This is a genomic window from Trichocoleus sp. Lan (assembly GCF_039961855.1).
Lineage (GTDB): Bacteria > Cyanobacteriota > Cyanobacteriia > Cyanobacteriales > FACHB-T130 > FACHB-T130.
Map to the genome: position 1 here is coordinate 18,672 of NZ_JAMPKA010000001.1, position 25,286 is coordinate 43,957.

Below are 25,286 nucleotides of genomic sequence, written 5' to 3' on the forward strand. Positions count from 1 at the left end.
GCATTCATTTAAATTTGAGCTTAGATATTTCCTCCCTTTTCTAGGAACTGCTTCAAAATCTCGCTGGGTTTGCGATCCCATGTATCTATGTGATTGTAAATTAAACCATCTTTATTAAGTTTATACGTAGAGTAGCCATTAAAAAATAGGCGAGGTTTCCACGGAAGGCGCAAAACACCGCGTACAGTCCAATTCGCCCTAATCGTCTCTTCGTCTATCTGCGCTACATCATGAAGATCGAAAAATATTTCTGTAAAAAATAGCTGCGCGTGAAATCGCAACGTCCAAAAGATAATCCGATAGTTGAATTTCCATTTAAATTTATTCACTGGATCTTCAAAGTAGATATCCTGCGTATAAATGTCGTAGGAAATATCTCTTTCAAAAAGCATGGGTAGATCCTTTTTAAGCGTTTCCACCACTTGTTCTACTTGTAATTGATATTCCACCCGCATTCTCTCCTCAACCAGCGGCACAGTGATGATTTTAGCGGCTTTTTAACTTCTTTTTTTGCAGAAAACCGGATTCTAGACCAGCTGCGATTTTACATCGATTTTCATCGATTGCTTCTTGTCTATGGATGCGATCGCTTACAAAGTAATAAAAGATCCGAAATTCTACAGTAGACGGTATCTCCAGCTAATGCTGTGTCAGGGCGTTAGCGACAAAGATTTCTAGTCAAAAGTTTTCTGCCTAAAAATAAACTGATAGTTGCTGTCTAGATGACCTGCTAGCTATCCGTAATTTCTCTGAAATCTGTCGATTAACACATAAATAGTCAAAGTCGATTGTTTGCACAAATTGTAAGCAAATTGTTACCTTATTCATGAAAATCAACAAATATATGAAATATTCCAAGATAAGATACAAATTGAATATTAAATGTAAAAACTATTACAGCCATAAATCTTGATGCTAAAATTTGTGCAAAATTTTTTGTCAAAAGATTTTATTCCCCACGGGCATTGTTACCTGTGGAAGCCTGGATTAGTGTGGCTGCACATTACATCTGATATTTTGATCGCAGTCGCTTATTATTCGATTCCAATCATGCTGGTATATTTTGTCTCCAAAAGGCGAGATATGCCCTTTTATGGGATATTCCTGTTGTTTGGAACGTTCATTGTTGCGTGCGGTACGACGCATCTAGCAGAGGTGGCGACGCTGTGGCATCCGTATTATTGGTTATCAGGATTCTTGAAAGCCTTTACGGCTGGGGTTTCTGTGTATACGGCGTTGATGCTAATGCCCTTAATTCCTCAAGCACTTACATTTCCTAGTCCAGCGCTATTGGAAACTGCCAACAACACACTAGAAAAGGAAATTGCCGAGCGCCAAGCCACTGAAGAAGAACTACGAAAACTCACATTAGAGTTAGAAAGACGAGTTGAAGAAAGGACTGCGGCGCTACAATCTGCCAACATCTTGTTACAACAGGAAATTGTCGAACGCCAGCAGACAGAAGCGGCGTTAAGGGAAAGCGAAGCGCAATATCGTCGCATTGTCGAAACCACGACTGAGGGAATCGGGGTTCTCGACACCGCAGGCAATACATCTTTTGCGAACAATCAGATGGCCCAAATGCTAGGCTATACCATCCCTGAGATGCTAGGTCAGACTTTATTTGCATTCATGGATGAAGAAGGTCAGGCGATCGCGATCGCTCAGATGGAACGTCGCCGCCAAGGAATTAAAGAACAACATGACTTTAAATTCACCCGTAAAGATGGCTGTAACTTGTGGGCGATTGTTGCTACAAATCCCATCTTCGATCAAACAGGACAATACATCGGTGTCTTAGGAATGATTACCGACATTACCGAACGTAAAGCCGCCGAGGAAGCCTTACGGCAATCGGAAGCGCAATTGAGACAACAAACAAACCAGCTAGAACAAGCTTTTCGAGAACTTCAACAAACCCAAGCGAAGCTCGTTCAAAGCGAAAAAATGTCCAGTTTGGGGCAGTTAGTCGCCGGAGTTGCTCACGAAATTAATAACCCAGTCAACTTCATCTACGGCAATATCACCCACATCAGCGACTATACTCAGGAACTGCTCAACCTGCTGTCCCTCTACGAGAAACACTATCCTCATCCGGTTCCTGAAATTCAAGCCTATGTAGAGATGAGCGACTTCCAATTTATGAAGAACGATCTCCCAAAGCTGCTGGCGTCGATCAAGGTGGGAGCAGAACGCATCCGCCAAATTGTCTTGTCGCTGCGTAACTTCTCCCGACTGGATGAAGCGGAAATGAAAGTCGTTGATATTCATGAGGGAATTGAAAACACTTTGCTGATTTTGCAGCATCGCTTGAAACAAGTCGGAGGCACTTTAGGCATTCAACTGGTCAAAGAATATGGCAAGTTGCCGCTAGTCGAGTGCTACCCAGGTCAGCTCAACCAAGTGTTTATGAATATTCTCAGCAATGCAATTGATGCCCTCGAAGAGGCAATCGGGAATGGGTCACGGGTTGTGAATCATGGGGAAGAAAGTACCCATGAACAATTACCTACGATTCGGATTCATACTCAAATGCTAAACACCAATCAGGTAGCAATCTACATCGCTGATAACGGCCCTGGTATGAGTCAAGAGGTGCAGCAACGAGTGTTCGATCCGTTCTTTACCACAAAAAGCATCGGCAAAGGCACGGGGTTGGGGTTATCCATTAGTTATCAGATTGTGGAAAAACACGGTGGTCAATTAAAATGTATTTCCGCAGCGGGACAAGGGGCAGAATTTACCATCGAAATTCCCATTCACCAGACCAGTCGGCAGCCTGCTTTAGTGAAGCCATCTGCCTTGTTTTTAGAGCCGTATAAATCTTGATAAAATTTATAAAAAATTAGGCAACTCTTTGCTAAAGACAATAAAATCCCCGTATTTTCACGGTTGCTGAATTTTGCAGTTGCTCCAGCTAGAATACAAAAATTTAAATAAGCAGCATTTTTGCTACCGAGCCAAGTTGTAAATAGATTAATTAAATAATCTTTGTGATCCTGTATACAGACTAACTTTCTACATCTAAAAATTAATAAAATTAAAAACTTATTAAGGGAATTTGTGACAGAAAAACGAAATTTTTGTGACTTAGATCCCTCAAGAACCTATGTAAATTAAGGTAAAAGTAAAAGTTACGAATATAAATATAACTAACCTAGCTGAGGAAAAACAGAATATGGGAAATCTGAGCCGGATAGGTATATTTGAAGCTATATCCCAAAAAATAACCAAAGCTAGTGCCAGCAAAAATGTCGCAAGCATCGAATCTGGAGAAATATCCTGCGTGAAAGCGCCTATGCCTAGCCATGAAGCAGGAAGGCTGAAAGCCCTCCAGCAGTATGAGATTCTTGATACGGCTCCCGAACAGGCTTTCGACGATCTAGCTCGTGTGGCTGCACATATTTGCGGAACACCAATTGCGCTAATCAGCCTCGTCGATGCGAATCGGCAGTGGTTCAAGTCAAAAGTCGGTGTGGAAGTATCAGAAACACCGCGAGATATCGCTTTTTGCTCCCATGCTATTCTGCAAACCGATTTGTTTATCGTCTCAGATGCATTAGCCGACCAACGGTTTGCCACGAACCCTTTGGTAACGACTGACCCCAATATTCGCTTTTATGCAGGTGCGCCTTTAATCACACCCGCCGGTTATGCGCTGGGAACGCTGTGCGCGATCGACTTTGTGCCGCGTCAACTCAAGCCTGAGCAGCAAGAAGCCCTCTTAGCACTGAGTCGTCAGGTCGTAGCGCAACTGGAACTAAGACGTAATTTAGTAAATATGCGACAAGCGATCGCTGAGCGCTTGCAAGCAGAAAGTCTCTTAGCTAGTCAGAAGCGTGTACTGGAAATGATTGCTAGAGGAGACTCTCTCAATAGCGTCCTGAACGTCTTATGCCGCAATATTGAGAAACATTCCAGTAAAATGCGATGTTCCGTTCTACTTCTGGATGAAAATGGGCGCAATCTCCGCCATGCCGCAGCACCTAGTCTTCCAGAAAGCTATAATCGTGCCCTTGACGGAATCGCCATTGGGTCGCGTGTTGTTTCTTGCGGGACAGCTGCCTATTGGAAGGAGCCTGTAATTGTCTCAGATATTGCCATCGATCCGTTGTGGCAAGATTACCGCGAGTTAGCGTTGAGCAACGAACTGCGAGCTTGTTGGTCTACACCAATTCTTAATTCGGATGGCAAGGTGTTGGGTACTTTTGCCATGTACGACTCCCAGCCTTGCACCCCTAATTCTTATGATTTACAACTGATTGAAATAGCGACAAACTTAGCAGGAATTGCCATTGAGCGCCAGCGGACAGAAACCGCACTCCAGAAAGCGCACGAAAAGCTAGAAAATCGGGTTTGGGAACGAACCCAAGAGCTAGAAAAAGCGAATCAGACATTACAAGCCGAAATGGAAGAGCGCCAGCGAGCAGAAGCGGCGCGGCGGGCATCAGAAGAGAGATTCTTTAAAGCCTTCCGTTCCACTCCTGACGCAATCACTATCAGTACGGTGGCAGAGGGACGCCTTGTTGAAGTCAACGATAGCTTGCTAAACATTACTGGTTATACCCGCGAAGAAATCATCGGTCGCACCACAGTTGAGCTGAAGATTTGGGCAAATCAGGAGCAGCGCGATCGCATGAAGCAGATATTGCTGGAGGAAGGGTCTGTTCGCAACATAGAATTTACCTTCCTTACAAAATCAGGTGAGGCGCGTGTGGCATTACTATCAGCAGAGATTATTGACTTTGACAATCAGCAATGTCTCCTCGCTGTGAGCCGAGATATTACCAGCCGCAAGCAAGCAGAAGAAGCACTTAGAGTACAACAAGAGTTTCTTCGCAATGTGATTGACTCCACCCCAAATTTAATTTTTGTCAAAGACTGGGACGGAAAATTTACTCTGGTTAACAAAGCATTAGCAAGTATTTATGGAACAACCGTTGAAAATTTGCTTGGCAAAACCGATGCAGATTTCAATCCGAATTTTGAGGAAGTAGAACGGTTTCTCTCTGATGACAGAGAAGTGATAATAGGAGAAACGGAAAAAATCATTTCTGAGGAGACCCTCACCGACTCTACAGGCAACGTGCGTTGGTTTCAAACCACCAAGAAATCTCTAGTCTCGCCAGATGGAAAAGCCCGACAAGTGCTGGGTGTTGCTACAGATATTAGCGATCGCAAACTGGTAGAGGATCTATTAATCCACGATGCCTTTCACGATAAGCTGACAGGTTTAGCCAACCGCGCTCTATTCATGGAGCGGCTCGGACATTTGGTTGAGCTGACAAAACGGCGTCAAGATTACTTGTTTGCTGTACTGTTTCTGGATCTCGATCGCTTTAAGGTGATTAATGACAGCCTTGGACATACAATCGGCGATCAACTACTTGTCGAAATCGCTTACAGGCTCCAGAGGTGTCTGCGTCCTGGAGATATGGTTGCCCGTCTTGGGGGAGATGAGTTCACGATTCTTCTAGAAGATATTCAAGATGTGAGTGACGCCACCCGCATTGCGAACCAAATTCAAAATGAACTCGCTTTACCTTTTAACCTAAACGGGCAGGAAGTCTTTACCAGTGCCAGTATTGGCATTGCCTTTAACACTACAGATTCTCACCAGCCGCAAGACCTCTTACGCGATGCCGACATTGCCATGTATCGTGCTAAGGCATTGGGTAGAGCGCGTCATGAGGTCTTCGACATGACGATGCACACTCGCGCTGTGGAACTTTTGCAGTTAGTAACTGACTTGAGGCAGGCTGTTAATCGCCAAGAGTTTCTACTTCACTACCAGCCCATTGTTTCGCTCTCCACAGGTCAAATTACTGGATTTGAAGCTCTAGCGCGCTGGCAGCATCCAGAACGCGGTTTGATTTCTCCAGCTGAGTTTATTCCAGTAGCAGAAGAAACTGGACTAATCGTTCCTATCGGTTGGTGGGTATTACAGGAAGCGTGCCGTCAGATGTATGTATGGCAAAAACAACTTGTTAATGATTCATCATCCGGTGTTCCTGGCAACAAACCATTAACCATCAACCATCAACCATTAACTGTTAGCGTAAATCTATCGAGCAAACAGTTTACGCAACCTCATCTCGCTCAAGCAATCCATCAGATTTTAGAAGAAACAGGTTTAGATCCTGGCTGTTTGCGGTTAGAAATCACTGAAAGCGCCGTGATGGAAAATGCTGAATCTGCGATCGCGACCCTCTTACAATTGAAAAAACTAGGCGTCCAACTCTATATTGATGACTTCGGCACGGGTTATTCATCTTTAAGTTATCTGCACCGATTTCCGATTGATACGTTGAAAATTGACCGCTCTTTCGTCGGTAGAATGAGCAGTGATAGCGAGAATTGGGAGATTGTCCGTACCATTATCACACTGGCTCACAACTTGGGTTTGGATGTGGTGGCAGAAGGAGTAGAAACAGCAGAGCAACTTGCCCAACTCAGAACCCTGCAATGCGAGTATGGACAAGGTTACTTTTTCTCCCGACCTCTGGATGTTGCATCTGTCGAGACATTCATGGCGGCAGAGCATCAGTGGTGAGAAAAATCGGCTGTTTTGTTCTGAGAATGTGGATTTTCCTAACACCCTATAGAGACAGTAACGAGAGCATCCCCTGAATTGCGTTCCGGGTCTTGGCGTATGCGTTCTCTTTGCTGCTCGTTTTCCTCACAAATTTAATAATTTCTTGGGTTCAAATCAGAAAAAATAAATACAATAAGTATAAATACATATTCAACCGAAAAAGGTTGGAGTTAGCCATGAACAATGTGCAGTACGCTTTTGTACTTCGACGACTGGCTACTATTTTGGCTGTAGCAATTTTGTCTTTGAGCCTGACAGCAGCCATCACCGGAATTCTTCTATCTTTCTACTACGAACCGACCGCAGGTGGAGCCTATAATTCCTTGACGGAAATCAAATCAGAGATTCCCAATGGTTGGCTAATTCAGCGTCTCCATGAGATTGCTGGAAATGGATTGATCGGGGCTTCTCTGATAGCGATTGTTGTGATGTTTCTCGGTGAAAAATTTCGCCGAAGCTGGCTGACCGCTTGGATTAGCGGAATTTTATTAACTTTGGTAGCGATCGCGCTTGGTTGGACTGCCATGCTTCTCGATTGGACACAGTTAGGGTACTGGCGTTTCACCATCGAATTAGGCACAGTAGAAGCCGTCCCTGGAATTGGTTCCCTACTCCGAGAAATCCTCACGGGGGGTGGAGCCATCAATACGGTAACAGTTGCCCATTTGTACACGTTGCATAGTTACATTCTTTCAATTGGGGCACTGATTCTGGCAGTGATTCATCTCGGAGGACTATTGCTACAAGAAAAAGAAGAGAAGCAGACGCTGATAGAATCAGAAGCAAAATTAAGCTGACATACATCTAAATCACCCAAAAAAACTCAAACGTCTATGTCCGTCCCTCACCAACTGGCGGTTGGCAGCAATAGACAAGCCATTGTCATCGGTGGCAGTATGGCTGGGCTACTGGCAGCGCGAGTGCTTGCCGAACGCTTTGATCAAGTGACGATTATTGAACGCGATCGCATCCCAGACAAACCAGAGACGCGCCGAGGGGTACTCCAAGCCCACCAAGCTCACGTTCTGCTGTTGCGGGGGCAGCAGATTTTAGAGCAACTGTTTCCTGGGTTAGGTACTGAATTAGCGGCTGCTGGCGCTACTGCTTTGGACTGGACGTTAGACTGTCCCATGCTAGATTTTGGCGGCTGGGCACCCCGCTTTCCCTCCGGTCTGGTGACTCGTGCCTGTAGTCGGAACCTGCTGGAGTGGATGATTCGCCGCCGACTGGCTGCTTACAGCAATGTACGCATTCTGGAAGAAAGCCAAGCAACCGAGTTGTTGTCCGACACCAGCAAAACTAAGGTAACGGGCGTACAGGTGCAATTTCACCACCACGGGCAAAACACTAGCGCCGCAGATGTAGAGACGCAAAATTCCGCGTCTCTACCAGCCGATCTGGTCGTGGATGCAACTGGACGGAATTCCAAAACCCCTGAGTGGATAAAGGCATTAGGTTACACACCGCCTCAAGAGACAGTCATTAACTCCTTTTTAGGCTACGCCAGCCGTTGGTATCAGCGCCCAGCGGATTTCCAAAGCGATTGGAAATCCATCGTGGTGTGGTCTAAACCAGGGGAAAACTCTCGCGGTGGGCTGCTTTATCCCTGTGAGGGTGACGCTTTTGTTCTCACCTTAGCTGGCGTGGGTCGAGACTATCCACCCAGCGACGAAGCTGGCTTTTTGGAATTTGCCCGCAGCTTGCGATCGCCCATTCTCTACGAAGTGGTCAAACAAGCCCAACCGATTTCACCCATCTACTGTCATCGCGGCACAGAAAACCGCCTGCGTCACTACGAACAATCCAGATTGCCAGAAAACTTTGTCGTCTTAGGTGATGCCGTCTGTTCCTTCAATCCTATCTACGGTCAAGGTATGACCGCCGCGGCGATGGCTGCGTTAACGCTGGAGGAGTGCTTGAAAGAGCAATTTCAGCGTCACTCTCAAGACGATTTAACGGGTTTAACGCGGCGCTTTCAAAAGCAACTGGCAAAAGTGAATCATATCCCTTGGCTGATGGCGACAGGTGAGGATTTCCGCTGGCCTACAACCGAGGGCGGTCAACCCGATCTAAGGACCCGATTGATGCAACGGTATCTGGATCGTGTGAGGTTAATCACGGTTGAGAGTCCCTTAGCATTCAAAGTTTTGATAGAAGTGCTGCACCTGCTGAAACCACCAACGGCCTTTTTTCAGCCTCGTATCTTAGTGCAAGTGCTAAAGCAGTTCATCAATCGGCGTCCGCAAGATCAACCGAATGCTAATGAACTATCTCTTCCGAAGCTGCCGTCTTCTGCTGTTGATTCGTTAACCTGAATAGTGTCCGCATCGGCGATGAATTGCCAATCCCATCACTAAAACAGCAAAGGAGGTATCTATGTCTGTCCTAGAGGGTTCTTGGAAGCACGAATATATAACCAGCAACGGAATTAAGCTGCACTACGTCACCCAGGGAGAAGGCCCTTTGATGCTGATGCTGCATGGGTTCCCGGAATTTTGGTACTCCTGGCGGCATCTAATCCCCGAATTTGCCAAAGATTATAAAGTCGTCGCCCTCGACTTGCGCGGTTATAACGACAGCGATAAGCCAGCAGACCAATCGGCTTATGTGATGGATGAATTTATTAAAGATGTTGAAGGGGTAATTCAGGGACTCGGATACTCTAGCTGCGTGCTGGTGGGTCATGACTGGGGGGGCGCGATCGCTTGGAATTTTGCCTACTCATATCCCACGATGGTAGACAAGTTGATTGTGCTAAATCTGCCTCACCCTGCCAAATTTGCCGAAAATATGCGTAATCCTCAACAACTGTTACGCAGTTCCTATATTTTCTTTTTTCAGCTACCGTGGCTACCAGAATTTCTCTTACAATCCTTCGATTACCAATCCATTGAAACGGCTATCACGGGTATGGCTGTTAATAAGAATGCCTTCACCAAAGCCGATCTGGATGCCTATAAACAAGCTGCTGCAAAACCCGGTGCCCTGACAGCCAGCCTGAACTATTATCGCAATCTTTTTCAGCAGAGAATGCTCAGTCAAGATTGGAGTATTCTCCAAGTTCCTACCCTAATGATTTGGGGAGAGCAAGATACTGCACTTGGTAAAGAACTGACTTACGGAACTGAAGCGTATGTCAAAGATTTTACGATTAAATACATTCCCGACTCTAGCCATTGGGTACAGCAAGAGAAACCGCAACTGGTCACTCAATATATGCGAGAGTTCCTTGCCGCTACCAACATCTGAGCGATAGTTTATTCTGCAACTTTTAAGATTGGCTCACTTTATTGCTGATATTAGCTTTCAAGGTGCCAATCAAGAGGCTGAAGCTGCTTTTTAAATTCTAAGCAGCTCCAGCCTCAAAGCGACAGATTGCCAATCTATTAATAATCTTACCTTAGTCTTCATCTAACAGCGATCGCACTTTCCTGGCGATGTGGGGAAAATGCGATCGCGTTGTTGTAGTGGATGAGGAAGGATGCGATCGCTTTACTATAAAAGTTAGCCTGTAATCTTGGTGTGCCTGGATGCAATTTCTCAACAGCGGATGGGAATACTACAAGAGAGGCACTATCACGTTTAGCACGTAAACATTGACATAGAACAAGCGGCAGCTTTCTCAAATTCGGCAAATTTCCCTTGTTAGACGGTGCATCTGTAACACCTTAGCTAGTAGTCTGGCAAGATAGTAAAATTACCAATTTTTTGTGGAGATAATTAAAATGAGTGGTTCGCAAGCAAAGTGGAGTGCTGATGGGAGCTATATACATCCCCTAGACACTCATACCAAAGCGAAGCATCAAATTCTTGAAGAGTATATTGAAAATCTAATTATTACGCTTTATGGAAAAGGTAGGTATGGCGAAACAACGTTTACTTTTATCGACGGATTCTGTGGTGGTGGTATGTATGACGATAAAGATAACAATACCGAATGGCAAGGTTCTCCCCTAAGAATTATTAAAGCTGTTCGAGAAGGGTATAAGAAGTCAAGGCGTCAGTATCCACTAAATGTAAATTTTATTTTTATAGATAATAAACAAGATCACTTGGATTGCCTAAGAAATTATTCTATGCCAAAAGCGGGGTTTGGTAATTTAGTAGATTCCTTATCACATGAATTTAAGTGTGATGAATTTGAAAGTTTATTAGTCGAAAAATGCGAATTTAGGTGTGGCGAATTTGAGGATTTAGTAAATTGGTGTGTTTTTACTGTAAGTGCTCGTAAGGGTCACTCATTCTTTCTACTCGACCCCTTTGGGTGGACTGATATTTCTATGGCTAGTATTAGACTTATAAATTCTATTACTGGTTCGGAAATACTTTATACCTATATGATAAGGGATCTTAAAAGATTTGTTATTGGTAAGCATGGAAGAGATACAGCCACCTTTAACAGAATTTTGGAAGCAGATGGATATTATGAATCAGTAAATTTAAAAAGTCTAGATGAACCTGCTGAGCAACGTTACCTTAGAAATGAATCTTTAAGATTATTCAGAGAAAAGGGCAAGGCTAAATATGCACACACATTTTCTCTTATACCAAAAGGGTATATCGTAGTTATATATTACCTTATGCATTTCTCTCAAAATTTAACAGCATTACAGGTTATGAAAGACACTTTATGGAAGTATAACAACTTGTGTCATTTATTTGAATTTGAAGTTTATGGTTTTGGATTAAAAACTGTAGATCATTATAAACAATCTCCAAAATTAGATTTTTACATAGAAGGTACCATTGATAGTCATAACGCTTGCATAGAAACACTAGATCGCGAGATAGGTCAACTGATCCGTAGTAATTATGAAGGAACTCAATTTCGCCAGATTTGCAATGATACTATGCAACAAAATCCAGCTAATAAAAAGCATTATGAGTATTATTTTAATAGATTAAGAAGAGATAAAGAAATTGAAGTTGTAAGAAAAGGTAAAATTATAAGGGGCGAAAAAATAGAATTGCAGAACAGTGATATAATTAGAGGAACTGGTAACAAGCAAATATATTTATTTTGAGGATTAATTTAAAGTTTCGAGGGAAATATAAATGTCAGGATAATCTTAAAGTTTACTCTTGGTATGCCATATGTCTATTGTAAAAGGAAGCGAAAAAATAGTTAATCCACTTCAGAAAAGTGCGCTTAACAAGAAAGGACTTTGTGATTATGTAATCAATGTAGCATCAGGTTGTTTACATGGATGCACTTTTTGTTATGTACCTTCGACTCCTGCAATTCGGACAAGGCAAGCAGAGCTTCGGGAAAAAGGAGTAACTGATCCTCAGATGGACTGGGGACAGTATCTTTTTATCCGTGAAGAGATACCTGAGCGGCTAGAAAAAACCCTAAGCCGTAAAAAGTCTTGGCACGAAACACCAGAAGGTAGAGGTGTAGTTCTACTCTGTTCAGGCACAGATCCATATCAAAACAAGCAGACTGCAAGTGTAACTCGTGGTGCTGTTGAAGCTCTATTGAGGCATAACAAACGAGTCAGAATTCTAACTCGTAGTCCTTTATGGGTAAATGACCTCGACATTCTCAAACATCCCAATGTGATTGTTGGTATGAGCCTCCCATACCTAGATGATGAACTCAGTAGCAAGATTGAACCTCACGCACCTCCGCCTTCTGAACGCTATAAAGCTTTTGTGAAAGGTCATCAAGCTGAGTGTCGGTTGTATGTTGCAGCTGCTCCTACTCCTCCAAAAATGGCTTTAGATGACTTTAAAAGGTACTTTGAAAAAATCATGCAATTTGAGCCAGAAGTTATCTTTTGGGAACCCATCAATGCTCGTGGGACTAATGGAAAACGGATGGTAGCAGCAGGATTAGAATTTGCCAGTTCAATTATGACTAGACACTCATGGGCGGAACGCTTCAAAACACAATGGGAAGAAATTGAAGCAGCTGCCAAAGAGATAGGATGTATTGATCGGCTTCATATTTGGCCCGATCCTGAATTGAGAGGGTATGTTGAGGACGCTAAGTTAGAGCATTGGTTGTATAAGCCAACCGTGGAAAAATGGGATGACAGTGTGACAGACTTACCATCCAAAGCGAAATCTACTTCGGCCAGCCGCAAAAAGTCATCAAAAAATATCGTTACCGTTCCCTGAGAATAATCAGCAGATAACTTTCACTTCTGCTCTCAGTTTTTCTTAAGTGACTGCCTTAGAAAAGCCATTTGGCATAAAGTAGCGAGCGATCGCGCCCCTCCATCCTCCACCGCAAAAAGAAGTCACAATAGTTAACAGACTTGCCTAGAGCATCTAAAATCAAAGATTGCCCCTAAAAGTTCCTTACCATGTCCTCAGATGATATCCGCGCCACGCGGTTAGAGAAAGTCGAACAGCTCAAGCAACTGGGAATGAATCCCTATGCTTACCAGTGGGAATCCAGCCACCATGCGGCTCAATTGCAGGAAAAATACGCAGATTTGCCAAGCGGTGAAGAAGTTGAAGTAGAAGTCGCCATTGCTGGACGCATTATGGCGCGTCGCGTCTTCGGCAAACTTGCCTTCTTTACCTTGCAAGACGAAACTGGCTCGATTCAGCTGTATCTGGAGAAGAAAAGAATCGATGAAGGGATGGCGGATGTCCCGGATGCCTTTAAACACCTAAAGGATCTAACAGATGCCGGGGATATTCTGGGAGCCAAGGGGACAGTTAAACGCACGGAAAAGGGTGAGCTATCGGTTTACGTCAAGCAGTACGCGATTCTCACCAAGTCGCTGCTGCCTTTACCGGATAAGTGGCATGGATTGACGGATGTAGCTAAGCGCTACCGTCAGCGTTATGTGGATTTGATTGTCAATCCGGAAGTGCGGGAAACCTTCCGCCGCCGCGCTCTGATTACCGCCGGAATTCGCCGCTATTTGGATAAACTCGGCTTTATTGAAATTGAAACGCCAGTGTTACAAGGAGAAGCTGGTGGTGCGGATGCGCGTCCTTTCATCACCTATCACAACACGCTGGATATGGAGTTGTATCTGCGGATTGCCACAGAACTCCATCTGAAGCGGCTAATTGTGGGTGGATTTGAGAAGGTGTTTGAACTGGGGCGGATTTTCCGGAATGAGGGGATTTCTACTCGCCACAATCCCGAATTCACCACGATTGAAGTTTATCAAGCCTACGCCGACTATCAGGACATGATGGCGCTGACGGAGGGAATTATTACCACTGTGGCGCAAGAGGTGCTGGGGACGCTGGAAATTACTTATCAAGGCGAGCCGATTAATTTAACACCGCCTTGGCGTCGCGTCACCATGCACGACTTAGTGAAGGAGCAAACTGGTGTCGATTTTACGGCTTTCCCAACGCTGGAAGCCGCGAAAGCAGCAGCAAGTGAGGCAGGTATCGGAGGCGCACAAGAATGCGAATCGATTGGCAAAATCCTTAACGAAGCCTTTGAGCAAAAATGCGAACCGAATCTGACTCAGCCGACGTTTGTGCTGGATTATCCGGTGGAAATTTCTCCCCTGGCTAAGCCGCATCGCTCGAAACCAGGATTGGTAGAGCGATTTGAGCTATTTATCGTCGGACGGGAGACGGCAAATAGTTTCTCAGAATTAACCGATCCTATCGATCAGCGGCAACGACTGGAAGCGCAAGCGGCGCGGAAGGCGGCGGGAGACTTGGAAGCGCAAGGCGTTGATGAAGATTTCCTGACAGCGCTGGAGTATGGAATGCCGCCGACAGGTGGTTTAGGGATTGGAATTGACCGCTTAGTGATGCTGCTAACCGATTGTGCCAGCATTCGGGATGCGATCGCTTTCCCTCTCCTCAAACCCGAAAAATCCGACGCTCCCCCAGAATCAACCTAACCCCTGCCCCTTCCCGACTATGGAAGGGGAGAATTAAAAAGAACCAAAAAATCCAAAAATTTCTTCCTGTTCTTTCCCAGTAACAAACATTTTTCCTTTTCCCTTCCCTACAAGCTACCGTGTATACACAAGTGACTTGTTTTTCTCTCCCACGCTCCCAGACCTAACCCCCAACCCCTTCCCTACGAGGGAAGGGGAGCAATATTCAAAGCCCCTCTCCGTGTCGGAGAGGGGTTTGGGGAGAGGTCTGCCGACTTGTGTATACACAGTAGCCCCTACAAGGGGAGGGTTAAGGAGAAATAGGCAGGGTTGGAAAGAGGTCAATATCGCTAATTCGACACTTCTGCCATTTCAATCACGCGACCGTCCAAATCTTTTACCAAAAAATTCAATGGTTTGTCGCGGCGAATTTTGTGCTTGACGCCCCGCATTTGCACCCGCATCAGCACCATTTCTAAACAATCGTGGTCAAAACAAACGTGCCGTTGCTGGTTTTTCTTTCCCAAGCTGGCTCCAGAAATTACGTGCAGTTGGGTGTTCTTCTTGAGCTGATACCATAAACCTTCCGTACCATTCAGCTTTTGGGTAGCGGTGCTTCCTCCCAACGTGGGTGAGAGATAAAGCGGATCGATGGCGGTAGCTCCCAATGTTTGCTCATAGTTGTAGTAGTAGTGCAACGGCACTTCTGCAACTGGCAAATCTAGCAAGCCTTCATAAAACTGTCGCGCTGTGTCTAAATCGGACACCATGACGGTATGGACTTTTGGGGCGCTGGTGAGAAACATCCACATAGCACCGGCGTAGGCTGCCAAGAGCATCACCATGATGCCTTGAGTAGACAAGAGACCATCTAGAGGTAATTCAGGGAAAAAAGCACCTAAATGAACGAGCTGAGGCAGAAGAGAAATCGTATCAATTGCTGCTAGAACCATGAACCTACAAGGCTTGAAGAACTCTATTGAAAACTAAACTTACGGTTGCACATAACACTTTGACTGTAAACCAGTCAAGAGCGCTATTTAATTCTATCAAGCTTAAACGAGTCTCTAAAATACTCTGCAAGTCTGCCGAAGTTAATAAAACTGACGCAGCAAGTCATCTAGCTCGATACTGAGACAAGGCGATCGCTACGATTTCAGATACCCGATTTCTCTATGAAGTCGGGTATCTTGCCTTTACAAAATGAGAAAGATAATCAGAAGGATGCGAGTTTGTTGAGCGCGATCGCTATTCAATCCATCGCAGTGAAGCCCTCAAAGCAGCTAAAAAAATAAAGGGCGATTGGCACTCTTCCCACCGACTAAAAATACAAGTATCATTTCCATTCCTGAAAACACTAGATATATTAGGGATCGTTCCTGGATAGAATGACTCCAGTAAGTGATTCAAAATCGTGCAAATTCCTCATTTCCCTGAAAGCAATCATCCGATTGTCAAATCGCTGTTTCATTACAGCGATCAGGAATTACTGACTTTGTTTCAGCGCCATCCGGAGCAGGGGCGCTTCTTCGTAGCGCTTTTCAGTCGCTATAGTCCGATTGTTTATACCCTGATTCAGCATTTGGCGCGATCGCCTGTACAAGCAGACTACCTCTTCGCCCTCACCTGGCGGCACATCTACTTTGAGCTAGGCGGACTGGATTTGCGCGATGTTAGCGGGACTGGGATGCTAACGTTCCAGAACTGGCTGATCAACATTACTGCTGTATGTATCAACCAGGCAGAATTGCCACCCGTGGAGTCAATTCATTACAACCTACAAGCGGCTTCCCCGCCCCTGTGGTGTTATGTCGAACAAGCGTTGGAGCGATTCCCGCCGATGCTGCGATTGATGGTGCTGATGGCGCAGACCTTTAACTGGAGTCATACACGGATTGCCGCTTATCTCCAGGCAGAGGGAGAAACAATTTCTCCCGCACAGGTTCAAGTCAAGCTCCAAGAAGGGTATCAACTGTTAGAAGCTTCTTTACCAGAGGATATTCGCACAATTTATCTGGTAGGAGCAGCTAAGCAACAAAAAGGTGAGAAGCAAGAGGCAAGTGGAGCGATTAGCTATGAGTTATGAGGAGCGAGGGTGGTTGTTTGCAGCATTCGCCAAACTAGGCAAAAATAGGGCACAAAAAATAAAAGAGAACAATGCTAATAAATTGAGATTCTTTTCTGTTTCTTTTATCTTTTTACTGTTTACTTTTTACTTGCCGAGCAGTGCCAAAGCCGTTAGTATTGACCAACAACTCAGTATCCCCTTGAACAATGGCACCCAAGGATATGCGAGGGAAGATGCTGACCGACTGCTGCGATTGGGCGCACAGGAGGAACAGAGAGGAAACCTAGCAAAAGCAATTCCTTACTGGATACAAGCACTGGATATTTACCAACAAATAGGCGATCGGCGGGCAATCGGTCAGACATACGATTATTTAGGCCTTACTTACGCCCGCTTGGGACGCTACTTTGAGGCGGAAGATGCCCTGCGACGCCGGTTGGCGGTTGCCCGCGACGAACCAGACTTCCAGGGGCAGATTTATGGCTTAAATAACGTCGGCACCGTTTTGCTGCAACGAGGTGCCGTGCAGGCGGCTTCAGCAAGCTTTTCTGAAGCACTGGCAATTGCCCAAAGCATCAACAGCCAAGCCGGGGAAGGACTGTCGCTAAGTAATCTAGGATTGGCGGCGGCAAATAGCGGCGATTATTTGCAAGCGATTAAACGTTACGAAGAAGCCTTGATTTTTCGGCGTCGGGGGAAAGACCCGCTGGGCGAGGCGAATACAGTGAATAATTTGGGAGATGCTTATCTGGCACTCAATCAATATCGGGATGCCCAGATTTCATACCGTGGGGCACTGAGATTGGGTCGGCAAACACGCGATCGCTCAACTCAATATCGAGCGATTGATGGTCTGCTGGTCGTCTACAGCAAGCTTAGGCAGTATCAGGAGGGTTTTGAACTGCTCGATCGCCGCTTAACCTTGGCTCAGGAATCGCAAAATTTGCGGCAAGAACTAGAATCACTCAGGTTATTTGCTCAACTTTATCAGGTCAGCGGCAACCCAGTAACGGCCCGGACCTTCTACCAACGAGCGATCGTTTTGGCGCGTACCCTTGGGGATGAGCAGGAAGAAGCACTTTTGCTCAACAATTTGGCTCAAATTCGGATTAGATAAAGCGTTTGAATCAAAAGAGAAATGTAGGGATGCAAAGCTTTGCATCCCTACATTTCTAATTATGGAAATATTAAAACGGTTAGTTCAGCAAGACATTCCCGTTTTCCTGAATAGTCATAGCATTTTTGTCAACACTGAGATCCGTTGTTTCTTCCAAAACCACCTCTAACATTCCTTGTTCGCCTGATGTTTGGGGAACGACTCTCAACAGTGCCCCATTCGGACGTTGAAAGGTCAGATTTACAGGGGTTTTCAAGCCTTGGAGCGTAATATTATCTCTACCCGGTAGTCTTCGCTGATTTGTATCGCCCAGCACCTGGTAAGTAATGGGATCGCCGGTTTGGTTGATCAGCCTGACATTCACCATCCCGTTCATGGGCATAACGTTAGAAGCGGGAGATTGTAGCTGTTCTGGGGCTGGTGCTTGAATCACAGCACCGGGTTGTGTCGGCGGTGCCATCTCAGCGCCCGGTCTTGGCGGCGCTGGGGATGTTGTCTCAGTCGCAGAACCTGGCTGGAGTGGCGGAGCGGCTGGGCAACCTGCGGGAGGACGAATGCCCGCTTGAATGTATCTAGATTCGTAGAAAATGCTAGGACAAGGATTTAGCGGCGAAGCACCCTGAGCGTTATTCTGCAATTGGTTGACATTGTTAGGAGTGGAGTTATTTTGCATGATGCGATCGCCACTTGCAGGCGGTTGCATCATGCGATCGCCACTTGCGGGTGGTTGCATCATGCCCTCTCCACTAGCGGGGGGTTGCATCATGCCCTCTCCACTAGCGGGGGGTTGCATCAGGCGATCGCGAGTATCGCGCGGTTGGTCGATCTCCCCTGGAGCCGAGTTCATCTGAGCCAGCGCTGGTAAGCCAAAGAGCAAACTCCCACAAATCGCGCCTGCTAACGCTAATGTTTTTTTGATTGGCTGATGTTTGTGAATCATTATTGATTCTCCTTTAATTCAGTTTTTTAAAAGCATTTATACTGCCCGACTTCAGCAATTTGGTACTCGTCGGGCAGCAAAAAAAGATTTAAATTCTAGTCAGTAAAAGGCGAAAGTAAAGAATTTGCTCTTTTTACTTTTGCCTTTTTCAAAAAGTTAGGCTTGCTCCCAGAGTTCTCTAATTTTGTCGGGTAAGAAGCCAGCAATTTCCTGAATCCGTTCTTCGGACAATTCATCTTTTGTCGCCGAGAACACAGCCTTAATTGCCATTTCTGGTTCTACCCCTTGCGGCAAACCTGCTTCTTGGCGAATCCGGAATAGAAAAGTATCAGCCTTAATGATCAGGGGAGGACGAATCCGGCTAAGGAAATGGACAATTGGATTGGTATCCTGCCACAAGTCAGCAATTTCGTTTTGCAGCGCCTTATCTTCTGTCGGTTCTACTGGTTCATGCAGTTCAGAAGTCACCCGATCGGCGGCTTCATTCGTCATCATATCCCGCATGGTACGGAACACAACCTCACTGATATCTCTAGCATCAAAGATATCTTCCAGTTCGCCCCTGAACATCACTTTCTCTAGGAAGGGCATATCTTTTGTGGCAATGGGAACCACAGGACCTTCCTTAAGGGCTGCTGGCGGGTTTTCCTCCATTTTTTCCAACAGGCGTTGCCCTTTTTCGGTCAGTCTGGCACTTTTAAATTTAATTAGATGAGGTGCTAAACCATCAGAGGGATCGTAGGAATTGGCAATGCGGAAGTCGAACTCTTTCGGATTAACGACATCCGTGGTATCTTCCTGATTAGCGTAAGCATTGCCAGTAAATTCAGCATCGATATACTGCTTTTGATTTAAATAATCAAGATGCCCCATCAAGTCGGTTTCTGTGACTTGTCTACCAGCGAAGTCTGCCGCCGTGAAGGCTACTTCATGCTTACCCGGTTCGCTGTCACCTTCGTGAATTTTTTTGAGTAAAATGTAAGCAACATCTTCTCTTAAGGGTATTGTCATCAGAATCTCCTTATATTTTGAATGTCGGATTTAGTAAACGCGGCGCTTTGCCCTAAACTTTCCATAAGAAAGGACTCGTATATAACGAGTAGAGCAATTGAAACTCAAAGAGAGTTTTAAAACCACTTTTGGGTCTAAATTTGGCTAAATTGCCTTAGCCGCTATTCAAGAAATTAGTAGGTCAAGCTTGATCCCTGCATCTGCCAGGGGAAGCATTTCTAAAGTAGAGTCTTCGGAAGGATGAGGAAGGGGATGAAAGATGAATGAATTTGTTTTTGCTAATATTCTTCTGTGGCTGCCGGTAAAGTGACGGTAACGGTTGTACCTTGATGGAGAATACTTTCAATCTGGATATGACCTTGGTGAGTTTCAACAATTGCCTGCGCGATCGCTAACCCTAATCCAGATCCCGTTACCGTTGTATTTCCCGCGATATGAGTTCTGGCTGGATCGACTCGATAGAATCGGTCGAAAATGTGGGGCAGTGCCGACTCTGGAATGCCGATGCCAGTGTCGCTGACTCTGACTTGCAGATGGGGCATCCCGTGGCGTTTCGTGGCGAGGCGATTCATGGTATCGATCCATTGCAATGTCACATCAACTTTACCCCCTGCTGGAGTGTATTGCAGGGCGTTACTAACCAGATTTGTGAAGAGACGCGCCAGCTGATCCCAGTCACCTTCAATAGCAAAGGCATCCTCTTCAAATTTGGGATTTGGGATTTGAGAGGGGAGATTTTCTTCCTCAATCATTCCCATATTTAAAATTGGCAATCCAAAATCGAGAGATAGCTTGACACCTTTCTCCGCAGCGACTAGCTGTTGTTCTTCAATCACCTCCATCAACAAGGCATCAAGGTGAACTTGAACCCAAGTGCGTTGTTTCATGCCACTATCCTGCCGCGCCAGAAATAGCAGATCGTCCACCAAACGCCCTAAACGCCTGGTTAGCCGTTCTACAACCTTCAGCTGTTGTCGGTAATGGATAGGTGCCGCCCCAGATGCCGCTATCAGGTCGGGATCGTCCAGCGCCACCTGCACATTCGTTTGAATCATGGCAATCGGGTTCCGCAGTTCGTGGGAGGCGTCAGCTGTGAATTGTTTAAGCCGTTGGTAGGACTCTCTCACGGGTTCCATCGCCAAACCGGAAAGCCACCAGCCGCTAGTCGCCACAGAAATCAACATTAGTCCGGTGCCAAAAATCAAATCAACCATCAACAAGCGAGTCGGTTTGGCAACCTCAAACCAAGGATGGCTGACCCGCAGATATCCTAGTACCTGACGCCCCATTTGCACTCGTTGCGTCACCTGTCGCAAAAGCAGCTTGGAGTCCTTCGTTGCCTCCCTGGTCGAAGACCAAAATTCCGAGTCTAATATCCCTTGCCAGGAAGCCCGAACAACCGGCACGGTTTCACCAGTGCGGTTGAGATGAATGGGAATATCTAAAGGTTCGGAGAGAGTTGACCAGAGTAATTCACCTGTGGGGCTAAACCACTCTAGGTCGATGTGGTCGTCTTCAGCGGCTTCTGCATCGTTGCGAAAACTGGCTTCGACGTTGACGGATGAACTGCCATTCGGGGCGGTTTCAATCACGAGCGATCGCTGCACCACTTCCACTACATGATTGAGCGTGTCATCCACGCGCTCAATCAGCGTGTTGCGGACATACAAATAAACCCCAGTAGCAAATAGCAGTAGCAGTACCGCTGTAACAGCCGTGTACCAAATAGCTAATCGCCGACGAGTAGCTTGAAACATAAATTAACTCAATCTTTTGCCAATGCTATTCTGGCAACTCACCCAAACGTTGCTAGTCGGTAAGCGTAGCTAGGGGTAAAATTTTACTATAATCGCTATCCTCTTAAGCGCCTGCCTTTCCCAACTTCGATGATATTAAATTAGCGAAAAAATTAAGCATATAACTTCAACGCTAATATCTACTTTTTACACAAAGATACGGAGAGAAATCAATCTAACTTCGCGTACCTTTGCGTTTTCCTTAGCGTACCTTTGCGTTTCAAATATTCAATCTAAGCAACTTTAAGCAGCACTGCGTTGCCCAAATTGAGTCAGGAAGCGGAACGCCTTGACAATAGAACTCGCACAATCTCTGGGAGAAGTGTCGTAAAAAGCACGCCATGCGGCGGCTTTGTACTCGTCATAGCGATCTGCTCGTTCTGGAAATTTGTCCAACCAAGCCAAGCGTACGGCATGACCAATTAGCACATCTAGCACAATATATTCTTCTACTTGTAACTCTGGATTCGCTTGAGCGATCGCTGCCAATTCCATTAATGCCTCAATATTTACCTTTCGGTATTCCGGTGCCTGTATTTTATTGAGTAAATGCTCGATTCGCAGAGCAAAATTCTTTTCCCCTGGCGTCATTTCTGACAAAATCAAATGGCTATCCAAACGATTGCGACGCTCTAGCTTATCCCCAATTACTACACCTTTGCAGTGTTTCAGCAATCTCCAAACGCTGGGATAAAAATCTTTCGGTACTCGATTGAGTGCCCCATCTAGTTGTCGCTGTCGCAACCAACCCCCAGCAGTGGGTGCCTCTTCCTCATCGGGTTCCACCGGCACCACCCACTCAATCTCCTGTTCCTGCTGTTTGACGTGTAAGGATTCTTGCTGACGCAGCACTTGATTCATCCCCTCATACCCAGCCAATACTTGGCGCAGCCGCATTCTCACTTCAAAAGGACTTAACTGCATCAAGTGTTCGTAAGCTTCATCCTGAGTCAGGCGCAACTCGTGCGCTAATTCGCTAGTCAATAGCAGGATCAAATATCCCACCCGCAGCGTCAGCAAACCATCAAATAGCTGAGGTTCCCCCTTGATCAGCAGACCTAGGTAAATTAGGATTTCTTGAGTGAAGACGCGATCGCGAATATCCTCCCCACAGAACTCGCGGATCTTGTCCATAATTTCTGTATAAGACATCGGGCGTGCCATCAGCGACGCCTCAGTATACGCCTTGCCCACCGTAATCTGCTTGCCCCGCACCAGGATATCCGTCACCGCATCCGATAAGCCAATATCAACCTTATTCAGTAACCCAGCGGCATGACGTACCACCGTCCAGTGGGGGGACGCTTCGCTGGTGCCTGCCTTGGTGTAAACTTCATCCAGCAAATCCGCCACTGTCACTCGCTGTCCTGGACCTCCAAAGCCGGTATCAAAATCCAATCCCTGCAACCGCACCAAGGTATGCAACAACTCGATTTGTTCGTAGATGTTTTCCGACTCCCGCAGGCTAGAGAGCAATAACCCCAAATTGGTTTCGCACTCCAGCATAAATTCTTGAGTATTACCCAGCGGCCAATTTTTATCGGGATGGCTGGTCAGGTAGTACCGTCGTGTCGCGGCATCTTGAACCGGCGATTGGGTAAACTCAAAGTCGTGTAGAAAATCAATTCGTTGTGTCCCAGATGTCAGCATCAGCTGATTCAGCCGCCCCAATTTCACTCGAACCCCATTGCATAAACCATCTTTTAGCTCCTGCATCAGTTCTAGAAGCGCCTCTGAGCCGGTTTCCAGCATTGCGTGGGTCAGCAACAACGTCATCGTAGGACGCCCTAGCTCAAACCAATTGCGCTGAATATAAGCAAGTTCGCTCTGAATTTCAGCAACTAAGAAATGGTAGTCAAGGGTCAGGTAAAACTGCTGTTGATCCAAAAATGACGGTAAGAAGACAATCGTCTCGCTCCGGATGCGAAAAATCCTCGATGTTGTTAAAGTCCGCAACCGACGCACGGGTCTGCCCGTGAGTCCCAGCTTGTCGTTCCGCCCAATTTGGGTATAAACCGCTGAGAGTTCTGTTGCTTGACGCACCTGAATCGGCTCCAGTTGTTGCGGCGTCTGGGTTGCAATGCCGTGAACTGCTAATTCAGCCTGCAATTTTTCATCTTCTGCCAGCAGCGCAATTTGTACCATCGGGTTTCCTTCCCGACCGACACTAAGGTGCCGTCCCAGTGGGTCAATATCCCCCACAGCAATTAACTTTTCACTCAGCATTTCTCCTAGCAGGTACAAACTTTGCGCCCACACCAAGGGGATATTTTCATTTGGCAGGCGCGGTTGGGTGTGGGGGTTCTGTCTCTCCGCCTCAATCTTTTCCGCCGGGACATAATAAAGCTCCGGTAGCAGCCGCAAACCGTCCTGCTCAATCAGCAGAAACTCCAGGCACTCTTGATAGTCCTTAACTTGTTCCATGTCTCCTCGAAACAAGCCATCCAGAACCAGGTAGGTGAAAAATAAAGGCCATTCGCACTCAATATGCTCAAATTGCTGCAATTCCCAAGGTTCGTAGTGCAAGCGGCTGGTATCTTCCAAAACAGTTTGGTGTCCATCTCGCAAAAAGCGTTTGCACCCGTAGCGTCCCTCCAATTTGTCGATGATTTTCTGCCGGGTGCGTTCCATCAGCTCCATATTTTCCACCGCAAAGGCTGGGAAACTAATGACGCTCAAGCTAGCCGCATCCACTTCTTTGGAGCTAGATTCCCTTGGTAACAGGGATTTCAGGGTCATACGAGCGCGAGCAATTTCATCCGGCAGCACATGAATTACAGAAGCCTGAGAACCGCGCACTCCGAATAAATCCAGTCCGCTTATTGCTTCTAAAGCGGCTTTTGCCATCCCGACCGAACTGGCATTTAGTTCTGGATTCCCCCGGTTTATCTTATTTCCCCGCTCCCAAATGCCATAATCGGGGGTTCTGTAAGTTCTGCCAATGTAATAGACCAGATTTTGGACAAAGTTGACTTCGTCAATGGCGTAGATGATATGTAACCCCGATGCCGTCATCTGAGCCAGCATCAGCAGAAACAGCGAAGTCGCATCTAACTGCAAGTGTCCCCAAGCGTCATCGCCGACTACGACATCACCCGTGCTGGTGTTGTACTTGGCGTGTAGGCAGTCTAGGAGGGATTGGCTTTGTTTGAATTGCTCAACTTTGTGGCTCTGTCGCATCATACAGAACAACAGCCCCCGCATCAGCTTGACGACGCTTTGTTCTAGCTCGTAGGTGCGCCCCTTATCTTCATCGACTTTGCGGTAAGCTAGCGCCAATCCCCAAACGGCGAGAATGCTGTAAACGTTGTCGCGTACCCAGGCATCGGTGTAGTCGCCGTGGGCGTTAATTGCAGTACTGGCGGGCAACAGACCCGTAATCGGATTTTGACGGTTGAGAATGACAGCCTTGATCTGGTGGTAGTAATCGTCTAGGCGATCGCTTAGCGGTTGTGAGGCGTTTAGCAACATATCATTCTCCTAAAGAGAGGGGTGCTGGGGGTCGTCCCCGGCAAAACGAAGAGAGTGTCAGAAATCCAGCCCAAGTGCTTTTTATTTTCGCACCAAAGCTAAAATTCATCTGCCTCGCGAAGCAGATTGCTGCGCGTTTACAATTCTTTAGTTACATTCTTGTACAGATGGTAACAAAAGTTTATTTTATGGAGTTAAGACTAGGCAAACTCAAGACCGCAACGATGCAACCAAGATTGGCTTTACGCCCCAAGCTGAAAATTGGAATGGGCGTCTAGCAATGATCAGCTTTTTCATTGCCTTGCCATGATGATTGAACTCACCACGGGTCAAGGCGTGCTTCATTTTTGGGGTCTGATGTAATATATTTCAGTTTTATAAATTTGGTCAATTTCAAAAGCTCGCTGGGAGTTTATCTAGGAACTCCCGGTTTTTTTGTTTCCCAAATAATAGTAGGGGCAGGTAAAGAAACCCGCC

The 25,286-nt window shown here is 46.1% G+C and carries 17 protein-coding genes and 1 pseudogene; 11 read left to right on the forward strand and 7 right to left on the reverse strand.

Going from position 1 to position 25,286, the window contains the following annotated elements:
• Nucleotides 1-20: 20 nt before the first annotated feature.
• The gene (locus tag NDA03_RS00090; protein ID WP_348236947.1) at nt 21-455 is read right to left on the reverse strand and encodes a DUF2358 domain-containing protein; all 435 of its coding nucleotides are present in this window, start codon (nt 453-455) and stop codon (nt 21-23) included.
• Nucleotides 456-936: 481 nt separating this feature from the next.
• Here NDA03_RS00090 and NDA03_RS00095 point away from each other — a divergent pair, with 481 nt between their 5' ends.
• The 5 genes from NDA03_RS00095 to NDA03_RS00115 all read left to right on the forward strand — a co-directional run bounded on the left by NDA03_RS00095 (nt 937) and on the right by NDA03_RS00115 (nt 9,844).
• A complete protein-coding gene (locus tag NDA03_RS00095) occupies nt 937-2,829 on the forward strand; it encodes a PAS domain S-box protein (protein ID WP_348236948.1) in 1,893 nt (630 codons plus the stop codon).
• Nucleotides 2,830-3,286: 457 nt separating this feature from the next.
• On the forward strand, nt 3,287-6,553 hold the full coding sequence (locus tag NDA03_RS00100) for an EAL domain-containing protein (protein WP_348236949.1): 3,267 nt from the start codon (nt 3,287-3,289) through the stop codon (nt 6,551-6,553).
• Between the two features lie 218 nt (nt 6,554-6,771).
• Nucleotides 6,772-7,392, forward strand: coding sequence for a cytochrome b N-terminal domain-containing protein (locus NDA03_RS00105; RefSeq protein ID WP_348236950.1), 621 nt, complete (start codon nt 6,772-6,774; stop codon nt 7,390-7,392).
• A gap of 36 nt (nt 7,393-7,428) precedes the next feature.
• Nucleotides 7,429-8,910, forward strand: coding sequence for an FAD-dependent monooxygenase (locus NDA03_RS00110; RefSeq protein WP_348236951.1), 1,482 nt, complete (start codon nt 7,429-7,431; stop codon nt 8,908-8,910).
• A gap of 61 nt (nt 8,911-8,971) precedes the next feature.
• Nucleotides 8,972-9,844, forward strand: coding sequence for an alpha/beta hydrolase (locus NDA03_RS00115; RefSeq protein WP_348236952.1), 873 nt, complete (start codon nt 8,972-8,974; stop codon nt 9,842-9,844).
• 158 nt (nt 9,845-10,002) lie between these two features.
• On the opposite strand, the gene NDA03_RS00120 is transcribed toward NDA03_RS00115, so the two are convergent.
• Entirely contained in the window at nt 10,003-10,131 is a 129-nt protein-coding gene (locus NDA03_RS00120; protein WP_277881905.1) for a hypothetical protein, read from the reverse strand.
• Nucleotides 10,132-10,320: 189 nt separating this feature from the next.
• Between NDA03_RS00120 and tcmP the strand changes: the two genes are divergently transcribed.
• The 3 genes from tcmP (at nt 10,321) to lysS (ending at nt 14,427) form a co-directional block, all read left to right on the forward strand.
• Complete coding sequence (tcmP, locus tag NDA03_RS00125; RefSeq protein WP_348236953.1) at nt 10,321-11,619, forward strand: three-Cys-motif partner protein TcmP; 1,299 nt, start codon at nt 10,321-10,323, stop codon at nt 11,617-11,619.
• Between the two features lie 70 nt (nt 11,620-11,689).
• Nucleotides 11,690-12,718, forward strand: coding sequence for a radical SAM protein (locus NDA03_RS00130; protein ID WP_190533027.1), 1,029 nt, complete (start codon nt 11,690-11,692; stop codon nt 12,716-12,718).
• A 188-nt stretch (nt 12,719-12,906) separates the two neighbouring features.
• Complete coding sequence (gene lysS, locus NDA03_RS00135; protein WP_348236954.1) at nt 12,907-14,427, forward strand: lysine--tRNA ligase; 1,521 nt, start codon at nt 12,907-12,909, stop codon at nt 14,425-14,427.
• Between the two features lie 329 nt (nt 14,428-14,756).
• On the opposite strand, the gene NDA03_RS00140 is transcribed toward lysS, so the two are convergent.
• Nucleotides 14,757-15,359, reverse strand: coding sequence for a glyoxalase-like domain protein (locus NDA03_RS00140; RefSeq protein ID WP_190413462.1), 603 nt, complete (start codon nt 15,357-15,359; stop codon nt 14,757-14,759).
• Between the two features lie 461 nt (nt 15,360-15,820).
• Between NDA03_RS00140 and NDA03_RS00145 the strand changes: the two genes are divergently transcribed.
• Both NDA03_RS00145 and NDA03_RS00150 read left to right on the forward strand, forming a co-directional pair.
• The gene (locus tag NDA03_RS00145; RefSeq protein ID WP_190413460.1) at nt 15,821-16,492 is read left to right on the forward strand and encodes a sigma-70 family RNA polymerase sigma factor; all 672 of its coding nucleotides are present in this window, start codon (nt 15,821-15,823) and stop codon (nt 16,490-16,492) included.
• Nucleotides 16,482-17,591 carry a tetratricopeptide repeat protein gene (locus tag NDA03_RS00150; RefSeq protein WP_348236955.1) on the forward strand — a complete coding sequence of 370 codons (1,110 nt, stop codon included), beginning with the start codon at nt 16,482-16,484 and terminating at the stop codon, nt 17,589-17,591. The genes NDA03_RS00145 and NDA03_RS00150 overlap by 11 nt, the downstream gene beginning before the upstream one ends.
• 79 nt (nt 17,592-17,670) lie before the next feature.
• Here the strand turns inward: NDA03_RS00150 and NDA03_RS00155 are convergent, their stop codons facing one another.
• From NDA03_RS00155 to NDA03_RS00170, 4 genes are all read right to left on the reverse strand, one after another.
• Nucleotides 17,671-18,531 (reverse strand): hypothetical protein, encoded by an 861-nt coding sequence (locus NDA03_RS00155; RefSeq protein WP_348236956.1) that lies wholly within the window; start codon nt 18,529-18,531, stop codon nt 17,671-17,673.
• Between the two features lie 156 nt (nt 18,532-18,687).
• Nucleotides 18,688-19,542 (reverse strand): DUF2267 domain-containing protein, encoded by an 855-nt coding sequence (locus NDA03_RS00160; protein ID WP_190413454.1) that lies wholly within the window; start codon nt 19,540-19,542, stop codon nt 18,688-18,690.
• A gap of 278 nt (nt 19,543-19,820) precedes the next feature.
• The gene (locus NDA03_RS00165) at nt 19,821-21,299 is read right to left on the reverse strand and encodes an ATP-binding protein (protein WP_190526540.1); all 1,479 of its coding nucleotides are present in this window, start codon (nt 21,297-21,299) and stop codon (nt 19,821-19,823) included.
• A 282-nt stretch (nt 21,300-21,581) separates the two neighbouring features.
• The gene (locus NDA03_RS00170) at nt 21,582-24,809 is read right to left on the reverse strand and encodes a glycoside hydrolase family 15 protein (protein WP_348236957.1); all 3,228 of its coding nucleotides are present in this window, start codon (nt 24,807-24,809) and stop codon (nt 21,582-21,584) included.
• Between the two features lie 235 nt (nt 24,810-25,044).
• Here NDA03_RS00170 and NDA03_RS00175 point away from each other — a divergent pair.
• Nucleotides 25,045-25,172 (forward strand): annotated as a pseudogene (locus NDA03_RS00175) (chlorophyll A-B binding protein).
• Nucleotides 25,173-25,286 lie beyond the last annotated feature (114 nt).